13 protein-coding genes and 1 pseudogene are annotated in these 14,052 nt (G+C 61.5%); 6 read left to right on the plus strand and 8 right to left on the minus strand.

The genetic code is table 11. From position 1 onward, the window contains the following. Positions 1–74 precede the first annotated feature (74 nt). Positions 75–755: a response regulator transcription factor gene (locus JQ600_RS15380; protein ID WP_192734724.1), complete on the plus strand. Its 681-nt coding sequence runs from the start codon at positions 75–77 to the stop codon at positions 753–755. Between the two features lie 114 nt (positions 756–869). Here the strand turns inward: JQ600_RS15380 and JQ600_RS15385 are convergent, their stop codons facing one another. Further along, positions 870–1,106 carry a helix-turn-helix domain-containing protein gene (locus JQ600_RS15385; RefSeq protein ID WP_212265366.1) on the minus strand — a complete coding sequence of 79 codons (237 nt, stop codon included), beginning with the start codon at positions 1,104–1,106 and terminating at the stop codon, positions 870–872. 641 nt (positions 1,107–1,747) lie between these two features. Then, positions 1,748–2,014: pseudogene (locus tag JQ600_RS15390) on the minus strand (SMP-30/gluconolactonase/LRE family protein); the annotation flags it as partial. A gap of 207 nt (positions 2,015–2,221) precedes the next feature. Here JQ600_RS15390 and JQ600_RS36855 point away from each other — a divergent pair. Next, a complete protein-coding gene (locus tag JQ600_RS36855) occupies positions 2,222–2,623 on the plus strand; it encodes an ATP-binding protein (RefSeq protein WP_249135927.1) in 402 nt (133 codons plus the stop codon). A 559-nt stretch (positions 2,624–3,182) separates the two neighbouring features. Here JQ600_RS36855 and JQ600_RS15400 read toward each other — a convergent pair. Together JQ600_RS15400 and JQ600_RS15405 are read right to left on the minus strand one after the other, a co-directional pair. Beyond that, entirely contained in the window at positions 3,183–4,181 is a 999-nt protein-coding gene (locus tag JQ600_RS15400; protein ID WP_212385986.1) for an alpha/beta fold hydrolase, read from the minus strand. Between the two features lie 273 nt (positions 4,182–4,454). Next, positions 4,455–5,018: a nitroreductase gene (locus JQ600_RS15405; RefSeq protein WP_212265364.1), complete on the minus strand. Its 564-nt coding sequence runs from the start codon at positions 5,016–5,018 to the stop codon at positions 4,455–4,457. A gap of 173 nt (positions 5,019–5,191) precedes the next feature. Between JQ600_RS15405 and JQ600_RS15410 the strand changes: the two genes are divergently transcribed. Next, on the plus strand, positions 5,192–5,494 hold the full coding sequence (locus JQ600_RS15410; protein ID WP_349628845.1) for a type II toxin-antitoxin system HigB family toxin: 303 nt from the start codon (positions 5,192–5,194) through the stop codon (positions 5,492–5,494). A gap of 11 nt (positions 5,495–5,505) precedes the next feature. After that, entirely contained in the window at positions 5,506–5,877 is a 372-nt protein-coding gene (locus JQ600_RS15415; RefSeq protein WP_212265363.1) for a type II toxin-antitoxin system HigA family antitoxin, read from the plus strand. Here the strand turns inward: JQ600_RS15415 and JQ600_RS15420 are convergent. Both JQ600_RS15420 and thrS read right to left on the minus strand, forming a co-directional pair. Beyond that, on the minus strand, positions 5,874–6,083 hold the full coding sequence (locus JQ600_RS15420) for a hypothetical protein (RefSeq protein WP_212265362.1): 210 nt from the start codon (positions 6,081–6,083) through the stop codon (positions 5,874–5,876). The two genes, JQ600_RS15415 and JQ600_RS15420, sit on opposite strands and share 4 nt — an antisense overlap. Further along, on the minus strand, positions 6,083–8,128 hold the full coding sequence (gene thrS, locus JQ600_RS15425) for a threonine--tRNA ligase (RefSeq protein WP_212265361.1): 2,046 nt from the start codon (positions 8,126–8,128) through the stop codon (positions 6,083–6,085). Before thrS ends, JQ600_RS15420 begins: the two co-directional genes overlap by 1 nt. A 426-nt stretch (positions 8,129–8,554) precedes the next feature. Between thrS and JQ600_RS15430 the strand changes: the two genes are divergently transcribed. After that, a complete protein-coding gene (locus tag JQ600_RS15430) occupies positions 8,555–10,459 on the plus strand; it encodes a caspase family protein (RefSeq protein ID WP_212385539.1) in 1,905 nt (634 codons plus the stop codon). A gap of 4 nt (positions 10,460–10,463) precedes the next feature. Here JQ600_RS15430 and JQ600_RS15435 read toward each other — a convergent pair whose 3' ends face one another. Beyond that, entirely contained in the window at positions 10,464–10,790 is a 327-nt protein-coding gene (locus JQ600_RS15435) for a GrlR family regulatory protein (RefSeq protein WP_212265359.1), read from the minus strand. 174 nt (positions 10,791–10,964) lie between these two features. Then, positions 10,965–12,080, minus strand: a complete 1,116-nt coding sequence (locus tag JQ600_RS15440; protein WP_409363247.1) for an alpha/beta hydrolase — start codon at positions 12,078–12,080, stop codon at positions 10,965–10,967. A 516-nt stretch (positions 12,081–12,596) separates the two neighbouring features. Between JQ600_RS15440 and JQ600_RS15445 the strand changes: the two genes are divergently transcribed. Continuing rightward, entirely contained in the window at positions 12,597–13,970 is a 1,374-nt protein-coding gene (locus JQ600_RS15445; RefSeq protein WP_212385535.1) for an APC family permease, read from the plus strand. Positions 13,971–14,052 lie beyond the last annotated feature (82 nt).

Here is a 14,052-nt window from a genome sequence, read left to right on the forward strand (position 1 = left end):
TGCGCCACGCGCCATGGTGAGAAAAGGCCCACAACGTGAGCACAACCGCTTCTCAGACCGCAACCGCCTCCCAAATGCGCCTGTTGATCATCGAAGACGACCGCGAGTCCGCCGACTATCTGGTGAAGGCGTTCCGCGAAGTCGGTTATATCGCCGATCTCGCCAGCGATGGCGAGGAAGGGCTGTCGCTCGCCGACAGCGGCGATTACGACGTGCTGGTGGTCGACCGCATGCTGCCGAAGCGCGACGGCCTGTCGCTGATCGGCAGCTTGCGCGAAAAGGGCAACCGCACGCCGGTCCTGATCCTCTCCGCGCTCGGCCAGGTCGACGACCGCATCAAGGGCCTGCGCGCCGGCGGTGACGATTACCTGCCAAAACCCTATTCATTCGCCGAGCTGCTCGCGCGTGTCGAAGTGCTGTCGCGCCGCCATGGCGGTCCGGCCGAGGAAACCACCTACAAGGTCGGCGATCTCGAACTCGACCGGCTGTCGCACCGAGTCGCCCGCGGCAAGGACGAACTGACGCTGCAGCCGCGCGAGTTTCGCCTGCTCGAATATTTGATGAAGCATGCAGGGCAGGTGGTGACGCGCACCATGCTCCTGGAAAACGTCTGGGATTATCATTTCGATCCGCAGACCAACGTCATCGACGTGCATATCTCGCGGCTGCGCTCCAAGATCGACAAGGGCTTCGAGCGGCCCTTGCTGCACACGATCCGCGGCGCCGGATACATGATTCGTGATGGGATCAGATAAGATGCTATAATTGTTGTATCTTTTTTATAGGCCTTGTTTTCGATTGCCAATTATTTACCGGCTCTCTCAACCGTCGGTCGGCTTCGCAGCACCTCCGAAAAGCAAAAGCCCCGCCTAAGCGGGGCTTTCTTCAATCGGCTTGCCGGCATCCGGCAGCATTTTGAGCCATACTCTCAAATCGTCCGGCAGGATGATCGTACGCCTCCCGTGCTTCTTGGCCTTGAGATCACCGCCGCTGATCGCCTCACGAATGGAGGTCAGCCCGATCCCGGTGAGGGCGCTTGCCTCCTCAGGTGACACCGAGAGCCGTTCCGAGAGCGGTACCTTTCCCTTCTGTCCGAACTCGTTCATCAGATAAGAGCCTTATCGTTTGCAGGCCACGGCGTGGCTAGTCTCGTCGCCCTTGTCCTCGACTTGCGATTCCGGCACGGGCGACAATCTCACGCGCCTCCTTGGCCTAGCTTGGTACAGCGGCCGACAAAGAACGCACGAGATAACGTGGTCATCCCCACATGATGCAATTGGCGGTGCCGAACCAAAATGGTTGTCAAAAATGCGTGGTGCAATTGGATACCAAAGCGAATGAAAGGAGAGGTCCCCACTTCCCAATTTCTTCGCCCCTGCTCAGCGCAATAGCTGCGACGAATTCTGGAGCTGGGCGAAGCCTCTCGCCACTGTAACGGTGATCAGCTGCTGATATCGTAAATGGTTCGCCCGGACTCGAGCCTGCAACTGGACCATTATGAACGGCAGAATACAGCTTCGCTCATTTGCTTTTTGTTGTGCTTGTTCGATACCACGCGTTTTATTTCGATGGCATCGTTTCTGGTCCGAGCGGTGTTTAGGAAACCGGAGTCACGCGCCAGACGTCGCTCCCGCAAAGTAGATGCCCTACGGCCGAACAGTCGCTCAGGAGCGCGACAGCCTATCTTCTTCGTCGGATTGCAGGATGCTTCATCCCGCTCGTTCTTCGAGCTGCTGCCGATCCATTTCTAACAGTCGGGCCTCTGTAAGCAATGCTCGCGTCCTTCCTGGTCTGTGCGAAACGACTCGATGAACCTGCCTTGGCACTGCGTGACAAAAACCGTCTTCCCGTCTTTGCCACCAAACGACAAATTAGTCGGTTCTTTGCCTTTCAACGCAATCTCCTTCTGAACCGTTCCGTTTGGTTTCATGACGGCAATCGTACCCTTCTGGATTCGAGCTACAAGCAACCTTCCGGAGACATCTGTGCGGAGACCGTCGATCGTGTCGGGCTCACTCTCACAAAGCAGAACGCGCCGCGGGCGGAGATCGTAGACCTCAACGAGGCGATCGTCGAGGTGATAGCCCTGACCTACAGCGAAGCTGTCAAAACCGGCGTCACAGTGAGCACACGACTGGCGCCTCAGTTGCCGCGTGTCCAAGGCGATCGGGTCCAACTGCAACAAGTGATGCTGAACTTAATCGTTAACGCTATTCAGGCCATGAGTGGTATTGGGGAAGGCGCGCGCGAATTACAGATCAGCATCGATGCCGTCCCGTCCGAAGGTGGCGTGCGCGTCGGGGTGCGGGACACCGGCCCGGGGCTGAGCCCGGAGAGCCTCCCGCGTCTGTTCGAGCCATTCTACACGACCAAGCCCGAGGGCATGGGCCTATCTGTCTGCCGCTCGATCATCAAAGCCCATCGCGACGGTTGTGGGCGTTCCCGTGCGAACCGCAGGGTGCTCTCTTTCAGTTTACGATCCCTGCCACCTAAGCGGACGGACCGTAATCGAGTCGATGTAGCTCTTTGGCACTTTCGGACCTGGGGCCATGACCGATTTGAGTCCGTTACGCGCACGAAAACAGACGTTGTCCGCTTCCAAGTTTATGGGTTCACGCCCTAGTCATCTGGAACGCAAGTTCGTCACATTATAATGATAGCTCGAATCTCTCCCGATAGAGGAGATCGCTTGTGGCGAATGCAGGTATGAGAGGCCGGCCGATCGCGCAGGAGCGGACGTATTTGGAGCGGCAAGTACGTCGCCATCGTGTCATCCGGCATTCCCTGCGCCCTCTCTTTTGAGAGGTGCGAAAATTACCTGCAAACCTCGGGCGATCAGCGCCGCGAGATCGCGAAGCCGTATCTGCCTGGCTGTTTGAAAATTGAATCAGAAAATTGGGCCCGTTCCGATTTAATCCTGGAACCGAGTCACGATATCCGACAACTCGTGGGGCGGATTGAGCCGAAGGCGCAATCCGCCATTTTGGCTCGATCGCTGCGGGTCATCATTGTTCTCGCATTCTCCGCTCGCCGACAGCGCAAGCGCGACGATAATTCGACATGGGGCATCGGATAGAGCACAGGCCACGTTTGCGATGTACCCCCGGGCGGCAGATTACGCCTTCGGCTCCAATCCGCCCCACGGACCTGAAATCACGAAAATACTTCCTGTTGATTGTGGCCTAGGGGCCGTTGCCGGCAACTTCGTTGATCGCAGCCATCACCTCGCCCGTCGCTGTCTGGTGAATCATGTGCCCGGTTTGAGGAACGCGGTGAAACGCGCTCTGCGAAACGTCGGAATGCAATCGGGCCGATTGCTTGTCGATGTCGATCAGCCGGTCGTTTTCGCCGGCGATGATGACGACAGGCATCTTAAGCTCCGCATACTTGTCCTCGAAATGGAAGGCATCGGGAATCATGAGCGCCGACTCGGCGGCCGAAGCGCGGATCTGCGAAGGACGAAGCGCCATCTCCTTCGGGAACTGCTCGAACTTGGCAGGCGCCGACTTGGGTCCGAAGATCTTCGCCATCATGAGCGGCCACATCAGTCTGCTGATCATGGGCGACAGCGTGTGGCCCATGATATCGCCCACAACGGGCACAGCCGGGGCGGACAGGGCCACGACGTCGGGACGCAGGGTAGGATAGTAGTAGCCCGAGGCGAGAACCAAGCCGCGCACCATGTCGGGAAACTTGAGAGCCAGGGCGACCGCCACCGATGCGCCCCAGGAGTGCCCGAGTACGATCGCCTGTGAAACGCCGAGCCGCTTGAGCGCGCGCTGGATCAATTGAGCCTGGGCATCGGGCGTCCACACGACATTGCGCGGTCGGCTGCTATGGCCGAACCCGGGACGGTCGATGATAATGACCCTGTAGTTCTTGGCGGCTAGGTCGACCAGCCCACTGGATTCGAAATCCTGGATCATGCTGCCGTTGCCATGCAGAAGCACCAGCGGCTCGCCCGAGCCTCTTTCCACGTAGTGCAGACGGACACCGTCCACATCAAGGAACCGGCCGGCTGGCGGATTGTCGTGCTCTGCCTTTTTCGCCAGATGACGGTTCAGAAGTGCGGTCGCTGCCAGCGCTCCTGCTGCGACTACTGCGGCGACCGCATAGGAATGGCCCGCTGCAACGTTCCGGTTTCGCCTGACGGACGTCGGAAGCCGACTTAATCGGTTCATCGGGGTCATGCTCACACCATGGGTGCCTGCACGAAACGTCGGCCACCCGACAAATGTTGCAGTGTGCGTTAAACCGCCCGCAGCACGGATCGTTCCTCAACCGCTTGAGAAGTCGCGGCTCAGGCGCATATGAGCCCGCCAGGCGCCCGGTCAGTGGCTTTTATCGGTGATGAGATCGCCAGTTGCGCTCCCGCCTGCCTCAGGAATGGAGCAGCGACGCCGTCGGCGCTATTGTCCGGATTCGGCCCGCGTACCTCAAAGGCGGCGTAACGATCAGAACCGCGTCACGATATCCGACAGTGCCGGGCGAGGGCGGTCCTCGGCGGGTTTTGACGGCGTGCCGATATGGATGAAGCCGGCGAGCTTCTCGTCCGCCTTCACGCCGAGGCCTTCGAGCACGTCGCGGTCGAACGCGAACCAGCCGGTAAGCCAGTTGGCGCCGTAGCCGAGCGCGGTGGCCGCGGTGACAATGTTCATGGCGCTGGCGCCGGCAGATAGTTCCTGCTCCCACGCCGGCACCTTGGGGTGCGGTTTGACAAAACTCACCACGGCGATCACCAGCGGCGCATCCATCAGCCGGCGCTTTTCCATTTCGACATCGGCTGCCGGAGCGCCCGGATTCTTCCGCGCAAATACTGCTGCGATGACGTCGCCGGCGCGGGCGCGCGCGTCGCCTTCGAACACGATGAAGCGCCACGGCGTCAGCTTGCCGTGATCGGGAACCCGCGAACCGATAGTCAGGATGGTCTCGAGTTCGGCCGCCGAGGGGCCGGGGCCACTCATCTCGCGCGGTTTGATGGAGCGGCGGAGTTTCAGGAGTTCAAGGGCATCGGGCAATTTAAGGGCTTTCGCTGGAAGGTTGGCGATCGGATATCACGTAGATAGGAAGCCGACGAGGCTGGTGAAGGCCTTTTTAGACCGATTGTGATCAGAATGGTGAGGATGACTGGTGTCGGCGGCTCGCGATAAAGGTCTTGGTCCCAAGGTGGGACTATGGTAAGATTCAGGCGGTGAGAGTGATAGCGCTCAGCACGATCAAGAATTTTCTCGGGCGAGGCGCGGATGTTGCCGACGCCCGCGAGCCGGTCATGGCGTGGTTTCGCCAGGTGAGGCAGGCGGATTGGGCGAAGCCGGCGGACGTCAAGCGGGACATCCGCAGCGCCAGCATTCTCAAGGATGGTCGCGCTGTCTTCAACGTCGCCGGTAACAAATATCGTATCGTGGTCTGGATCAACTATCCCTATCGCGTCGTTTATATCAGGTTTGTCGGCACGCATCGACAGTACGACTCGATCGATGCGCAAAGCATTTAAGGATTCCGGTTATGGATATCGCGCCCATTAAATCCCATCGTGACTATCGCCGCGTGCTCAAGGAGATCGAGGGATTGATGACTGCCCGGCGCAATTCGCCCGAGGGCGATCGGCTAGATGTGCTGGTCACGTTGGTGGAAGCGTGGGAGCGCAAACATTACCGGCTCGATCTGCCGGACCCTGTGGAGGCGATCAGGTACCATATGGAACAGAGCGGTTTGCAGCCGCGCGATCTCATTCCTTTTATCGGCAGCCGGAATCGCGTGCACGAAGTGCTAAATCGTCGGCGTGAACTCACGCTCAACATGATCAGACGGCTGCACGAGGGACTTGGCATTCCCGCCGAATCCCTGATCAAGATCGGGCAGAACAAGGCTGCCTAAATCGACGGTGCCGGCTTCACCGGCATCTTCGCCGCCCGCTCCAAGAGATCTTTCCCGAGGTCTTCCAGAATTTCCCGCGTTGCCAGAAACAGGCTGTGGCCCTGTTCGGTTTCGATCGCCAGCGCCACCACCGTCGGCCGGTTGGGATCCGGGATCAGCTGGTAAGCCCGGATCGGAAAAGCGGGAAGCTCCTGCTCGTCAGCCATCAGGTCTCGAGCCTGGCCCGCTTGACGTCCGGCGGGGTGGCTTCCTCGACCAGGGCCGCCAGCGCCTCGTCGGTCGGCATCACCTTTTGGCCTTCGCTGCCGAGCCGGCGGACCGAGACCGAATGGGTCTCGGCTTCCTTCTTGCCGACGACGAGAAGGGCCGGGATTTTCGCCAGCGAGTGTTCGCGGACCTTGTAGTTGATCTTCTCGTTGCGCAGATCGATCTCGACGCGCAGGCCCGCGCGCCGCGCCGCGGCGGCGACCACCTTGGCGTATTCGTCGCCTTCGGAGGTGATGGTGGTGACGACGGCCTGCACCGGTGCCAGCCAGAGCGGGAAGTTACCGGCGAAATGCTCGATCAGGATTCCGATGAAGCGCTCCATCGAGCCGCAGATCGCGCGATGCACCATGACCGGCACCTTCTTGGAGCCGTCGGCATCGATGTAGAACGCACCGAATCGTTCCGGCAGGTTGAAGTCGACCTGCGTGGTGCCGCATTGCCAGTCGCGGCCGATGGCGTCGCGCAGCACATATTCGAACTTCGGTCCGTAGAACGCGCCTTCACCGGGATTGATCGCGGTCTTGATGCGGTTGCTGCCGCTGGCCTGAATTTCCGACAGCACGGTGGCCATCACGCGCTCGGCGTGATCCCACATCTCGTCGGTGCCGACGCGCTTCTCCGGCTTGGTCGAGAGTTTGATCGTCAGCTCACCCTCGAAGCCGAAATCCGCATAGGTCGACAGGATCAGATCGTTGATCTTGAGACATTCGTCGGCGAGTTGCGCTTCGGTGCAGAACACATGCGCGTCGTCCTGGGTGAAGCCGCGCACGCGCATCAGGCCGTGCATCGCGCCCGACGGCTCATAGCGGTGCACCACGCCGAATTCGGCGAGCCGCAGCGGCAGGTCGCGATAGCTCTTCAGGCCATGCTTGAAGATCTGCACATGGCCGGGGCAGTTCATCGGTTTGAGCGCAAACCAGCGCTTGTCCTCGGCCTCGTCGCCGGCGGATTGCGCCGCGAACATGTTCTCGCGGTACCAGTCCCAATGGCCTGAAGTCTCCCACAGCACCTTGTCGAGGATCTGCGGCGCGTTGACCTCGCTGTAATCGCCGGTCAGGCGGCGGCGCATATAGGCGATCAGCGCCTGGAACACCGTCCAGCCCTTCGGGTGCCAGAACACCACGCCGGGGCCTTCCTCCTGGAAGTGAAACAGGTCGAGCTCGCGGCCGAGCTTGCGGTGGTCGCGCTTCTCGGCCTCCTCGATCTGCTTCAGATAGAGGTCGAGGTCTTCCTGCTTCGCAAACGCCGTGCCGTAGATGCGCGTCAGCATCGGGTTGTTGCTGTCGCCGCGCCAATAGGCGCCCGCGACCTTCATCAGCTTGAACGCGTTGCCGACCTTGCCGGTCGAGGTCATATGCGGCCCGCGGCAGAGATCGAACCAGTCGCCCTGGTAATAGATCTTGATCGGCTCGTCGCCGGGAATGGCGTCGACCAGTTCGACCTTGAAGGCTTCGCCCTTGTCGCGAAACACCTGTTTTGTCTTCTCGCGCGACCAGACTTCCTTGGTGAAGGGTTTGTCGCGCGCGACGATCTCGCGCATCTTCTTTTCGATCGCGGCGAAATCTTCCGGCGTGAACGGCTCGTTGCGGAAGAAGTCGTAATAGAACCCGTTCTCGATCACCGGACCGATGGTGACCTGCGTGCCCGGCCACAGCGACTGCACCGCTTCGGCGAGCACGTGGGCGGCGTCATGCCGGATTAGTTCCAGCGCGCGCGGGTCGTCGCGGTTGACGAACTCGATCCTGGCGTCGCCCGAGATCGGATCGTTGAGGTCGGCGACCACGCCATCGAGCGCCATCGCCACCGTGCGCTTGGCCAGCGACGGCGAGATGCCCTTGGCGATCTCGAGCCCGGTAATGTCCTGGGGAAATTCGCGCCTGGCGCCATCGGGGAAGGTGAGGGTGATTTTTTGCACGGGTTCGGCCGGTTTCAAGTTCGCAAGGCCAAATTGGAATCCCGGTGCGGGTGCATTGCTGTCAGGCATTGGCGTCTCCTTGAGCTCACTCCTGCGAACGAGCGCAGGTAAGCGGGAACAGGCGGTATAGCAGGGGATTCGGCTCCTGCAATCGGGCAATATCAAGAAAATCGGCGGCCGATCCCTGCGATGATACGTATCCCGCTCCTGTGAGGTCTCTTGGTGGCGATCTGTCCGCCGCCAAAAACCACCGTGAAGGCGATTGGTTCACGCGAAGGCGTTGCGCAGTAACGGCCCTCAGCGCGCGGCGCCGGCGTCTCCTACGTGCAGTTGAATGCAATCCAACGCTGCGCGCCGCGCGCTTTGTCGGAGCGGCCGTGGTCGCGCTGACGCGTGCGATGCAAGCGGGCCCAACGCCAAAGTTCCACACACCGCCGTCGTGACAAGACCAGGTTCGCGTGCTTCTCTCGCGCGTGGGGAATCCGAGGGGGCATCGTGAGGGTAGGCAATACCGCGGCCTATGCCGCTTTAGTGGCGCTTCAGTTCACGGCCGTGGAGCTGGCATCGCCGGACAAGGCGATCGCCCGCGAGCAGCCAAGCGGCTGCAAGGTCGGTCCGCTGAAAAGCACCAGCGAACTGGATGACCGCGTCGCGGCCTGCACGATCCTGATCGATACCAGCCGGTCCCCGGCGAAGCTGGCGCTGGCGCTGTCGTACCGCGCGCAGAGCCTCCTCAACCAGAAGAAATGCGATGCCGGGTTTGCCGACCTGATGCGCGCCAAGGACGTCTCGCCCTCCAAAAAGAGCTCCGCTTATTACGATCTGCATTTGTGGATCTCGTACTACTGGCAGCACTGCAAAGGCGATTTCGATCGCGGCATCGAGGTGCTGAACGAAGCCGCTGCGATCCTGCCCCGCGATCCCGCGGTCTATAACCAGCGGGCCAACATGTTCAGCGACAAGGGTGATCACGCGGCGGCGCTTGCCGACATCAACAGATCGATCGCCCTGATCAACAACGATCCCTATCGCGCCTCGGCCTACAACAACCGGGCGCTGATCCTGAAGACGATGGGGGAGTATGAAAAGGCGGCCGCCGATTTCGGCGTTGCGATCAAGCTCGCGCCCAAGAACGCCAAATACTATGCCAACCGCGGCGACGCCTGGCGTCGCACCGGAAACCTCGAGCGTGCGTTGCAGGACCAGGACCGCGCCATCGAGCTTTACGCCGGCGGTCCCGGCATCGCCCTTGGCCTGACGCTGCGCGGCGAGACGCTGCGTTACATGGGCGAATACGACCGGGCGCTTTCCGACTTCAACCAGGCTGTCCGGATCGAACCGGACTTCGCGCCGGCGCTCACCGGCCGCGGACTGACGTTCGAACGCACCGGCGATCTCGAGCGCGCAAAATCCGAGTTCCGCAACGCGCTGTCGATCAGCGAGAATTCCGGCCGGGGCGACCTGTCTAAATCCGCGCGTGAAACGGCCGAGGCGCGTCTTGCGGCGCTTTCCTCTGGTGTGCCGCAGCCGACCATCCTTCCGGCCCCCGCCAGGGCGGCCTCGACGAATTCGGTGCCGACTCCGGCCGTTGCGATACCCGTCGTGGCACCCGCAGCAGTCAAGGCGACTGCGGCAAAACAGGGCCGCCGGGCCGCATTGATCATTGGCAATTCCGCCTACAAATCGGTTGCGGCGCTCGAGAATCCGCGCCGTGACGCCGAAAAAATCGCGGGCACATTGCGCGCGATCGGCTTCGACAGCGTCACGGTCGCGATCGACGTGACGCGCGAGAAAATGACCGAGGCGTTGCGCACGTTTGCGGCGGCCGCGGACAAGTCCGACTGGGCGATGGTCTATTATGCCGGCCACGGAATCGAGGTGAATGGCGTCAATTACCTGATACCGGTCGATGCCAAACTGGCATCCGGCCGCGACGCCCTGTTCGAGGCGATGCCGCTGGATCAGGTGATGGCGGCGATTGATGGCGCGAAGAAGCTCAAGCTCGTGATGCTCGATGCCTGCCGGGACAATCCGTTTGCGAATGCCTCCACGTCAACTCAGGTGCCGGTTGCCGCCGCGCGGGCGCCGGCTTCGAACGAAGGCGACACGCGCGGCGCGAAGACGCGCTCAGTCGGTCGCGGGCTTGGCGAGGTCAAGGTGCAGGGCGCATCGCTGGTGGTTTACGCCGCCAAGCATGGCGAGACCGCGCTGGACGGCGAGGGGGATTATTCGCCGTTCGCGGTCGCGGTTGTGCAGCGGATCGCGACGCCAGGCGTCGAGATCAACAAGCTGTTCCGTCTCGTCCGCGATGACGTGATGGAGGCGACCGCCGGACGCCAGGAGCCTTACACGTATGGTTCGCTGCCCGGACGCGAGGACTTTTTCTTCGTGAACCGATAACGCTTCAATCCGCCATCCGCGTCAGCACAGCCTTGAATGTGACGCCGGGCAATTGCAGCGCGGTGCCTTCGAAGTCGACCATGCTGCCGTTGTCGGCCCCCTTCAGCGTCAGCGTGACCATGTCGGTCCCGAACAGCGGCTTGAAAGCCGGATCGGGGTTGTGACGCTCTGTGGTGACCTTGGCCTGAATGCCGTCGCCCTTGTCGGTGTAATTGCCGATGAACGCGAAAGCCGAATTGCCGCCCCGAAGCTTGCCGCCGAAGGCGTAAATCACCCCGGTGCCGGTTCCATGAACCGTATGAAATTCAACCTTGTATAAGCCGTCCTGCAAAATCCATCCCCAAAAGTTGTATAAACTAATTGATGCACCCTATGGTGCGGGCCTGCGTCGGGCAATGCTGCGCGCCCTAAATCGTTGGGCCATCAACATCACAATTCGATCAGTGGAATTCAGCGGTACGATGGGAAGGAGCTGGAAGCAGCCTTCGATCGCTGAAGCGACCGATTACCGGTTCGCGGGCGACGGCGCGCTGGCGATCCGGGTCAGCTGTGGCGAAGCCGCCATCTTGACCAGCACGTCCTTGACCGGATGCTCGGTCCAGGCCTGCGTGACGTAATCGCGATGCGTGATGCCATTGCGCGTCTGCACGAACACGACGCTGCCGGGGCGCAGCGGCCCGTCCATGTTCTCGGTGACGGTGATACCCTTGTCGCGCAGCATCTCGATCAGTTCCTGGTCACGGCGCTTGGTGTAGCGGGTGTAGGAGCTGACGAAGAAGCCGGAACGGTTGTTCGCGATCCAGCTGGCGAACTTGTCGAGTTCGCCGTAGACGGCGTCGAGCAGGAACACGCCGCGGACGCGGTTGGTCGCGCCGCCGACGTCGAGGCTCCAGGCGGTCGGCAGGAAACCGCCGCTATAGCCGACGATGACGATCGGCATGTTGGCGAACGCCTGCGCCGATTTCGGGTCGCCGGTGAGGCGGGCGAGGTGGCTTGCCGACTCGTCCATGAAGCGCTTGAAGCCACCGGGCTGCCAGAACTTGCCGGCGCTGGAATCGGCGGCGTTCACCGCCAGCTGCGGCGCCAGCAGCACGGCGTTCACACCTGAATCCGAAATCTGCTGCGGCACCAATTGGCGGTCGCGGACATCGCGTTCCAGCGTTGCGCCGTTGCCGTGGAAGAACACCACGATCACGCCGGGCTTGCGGACGTCGAAGGTCTCGGGGACGTGCACCAGCACGCGGCTGTCATTGTAGGTCTCATCCTGCCAATAGACCCGGCCGCCATAGCTGCGATGGCCTTTGCGGTCGCCCTTGGTGATGTTGAGGAACGGCGCCTCGGAGCGCGGATTGGTGCCGAAATAGGGGAAGGCGGAGGATTTCATGCTGACCAGCGTGGTCAGTTCTTCGCGCTCACTCTGGCGCGGAAGTGTCAGCGTGGGATTGAGCGAGGCGACCCTGACCGGCTCGGCCCGCACCTTGCGTTGAGACGGGGTTGGGGCCAGCGCAACCTGCTGCACCAGGCTCTCGCTTGGCGTCGGGAAACGGTCGGCGAATTGCGGCTGCGGGAAGCGGTCTTCAAAACTGTCGCCGGCGGTAGCGTGGGCGTTCGCGGCCAGCATGCCGGCGGGGGGCGCCTTGCCGCATTGAACAAGAACAAAGGACAGCGGTACAAAAAGCGAAGCGACCGCGATCCAGTGCCAACGACGAGGATGGGCATGCCGGGGCTGGGCACGACGCTGCGCGACCGGGGAAATCACCCGGTCCGCGCGCTGACGTATCTGGAATTTCGGATCTGCTCCGACCATCCACCCAGTGCCCCAAGAACCACCTGAGAACCACCCAAGATCCACCGTTAACTGGCGTACCTCGATCGTGTTTAGGCGACGTTAAGCTTCCGGAGCAAACTCCCCACATCCGGAAGTCCGGAGGAGACCATCCAATCGTGTCCTGATTGTGGGCCCCGCCATCTTGTTTTCGCAATGTCGGGGTGCACTGCAAAGGCCAAAGAGACTTCCATGGGTATCTAGATACCCAAATTGTTACCTGGTTTAAATCATTGTTAACGCTGCTTGAATTGGGCGGCTCCAGCCTGCACCATGAGGGTTCAGGCGTGCGGCGCTGAAGGTACGGTCGAAATGGCGGCATCAGAAACGGGCAGCGCGGCATGGTCCGGCCCGCGTCCCGGCGGCGGCTCGACCATTTCGGTCGTGGTAGCGATCTCCATCGTCGTTGCCGACATGGTCGGCGTTGGCGTCTTCACCAGCCTGGGCTTTCAGGTCAAGGACATCCCTTCCGGCTTCTCGATCCTGTTGCTGTGGACCGTCGGCGGTATCGTCGCGCTGTGCGGGGTGTTTGCCTATAGCGAGCTCGGGGCGATGTTTCCGCGTTCGAGCGGCGAGTACAACTTTCTCGGCCGCGCCTTTCACCCGGCCTTCGGTTTTGTGGCGGGCTGGGTGTCGGCGACCGTTGGTTTTGCGGCACCCGTCGCACTCGCCGCGATGGCGTTCGGCGAATACGGCAAATCGGTCTTTCCGGACGCACCACCGCTGGCGCTCGCCATCGGCGTGGTCTGGCTGGTGTCGCTGGTGCAGCTCACCGGCGTCAGGCACTCCAGCACCTTCCAGTTGATCGCGACCATCCTCAAGGTGCTGCTGATCGTGGCCTTCCTGGTCGCCGGATTTCTGATGGCGACGCCGCAGCCGTTGTCGTTCGCGCCGTCCGCGTCCGACTTCTCCCACATCGTCAGCGCGCCGTTCGCGATCAGCCTGGTGTTCGTGATGTATTCGTTCTCGGGCTGGAATGCGGCGACCTACATCATCGGCGAGGTGCACGATCCGGAGCGCAACGTGCCGCGCGCGATGCTGGCGGGGACGCTGATCGTGCTGGTGCTTTATGTGGCGCTGAACGCGGTGTTCCTGCACTCGGCGCCGATCGACAAGCTGGCGGGCCAGCTCGACGTTGCCCGCGTCTCCGGCAGTTACATCTTCGGCGAGTTCGGCGGCCGCATCGTCGGCGCGATGATCTGCTTCGGTCTGATCTCCTCGATCAGCGCGATGATGTGGATCGGACCGCGGGTGATGATGACCATGGGCGAGGACATTCCGGTGCTGCGCCCGTTCGCGCGCCGGTCGAGCGGCGGCGCGCCGCCCTACGCCATTCTGTTCCAGCTGACGGTGGCGAGCCTGATGCTGTTCACGCGCAGTTTTGAAGCGGTGCTCGAATTCATCCAGTTCGCATTGTTGTTCTGTTCGTTCTTCACCGTGCTCGGCGTGATCAAGCTGCGCATCACGGACCCCGACCTGCCGCGGCCCTACCGCGCCTGGGGATACCCGGTTACCCCGGTGGTTTTCCTGCTCGTGACCGGCTTCATGATGTACTATCTTTTGACCGAACAACCGCTGCGGGTGTTCCTTGGTGTTTTGATCATGCTTTCAGGACTTCTGATTTACGCCGTTTTCCGCAAGCGGGCCGACCAAGGCCCGGTGGCCGCGTCTGCGGGCAGCGAATGAAGATGCGTGCCTCGTTGAAAATTGCCTCGTTGAAAATTGCCGCGGTGAGAATTGCCTCGTTGAGAATCGTAGCGCTGGTGGC

Source organism: Bradyrhizobium sp. AUGA SZCCT0176, assembly GCF_018130145.1.
In the GTDB taxonomy this organism is placed as follows: domain Bacteria; phylum Pseudomonadota; class Alphaproteobacteria; order Rhizobiales; family Xanthobacteraceae; genus Bradyrhizobium.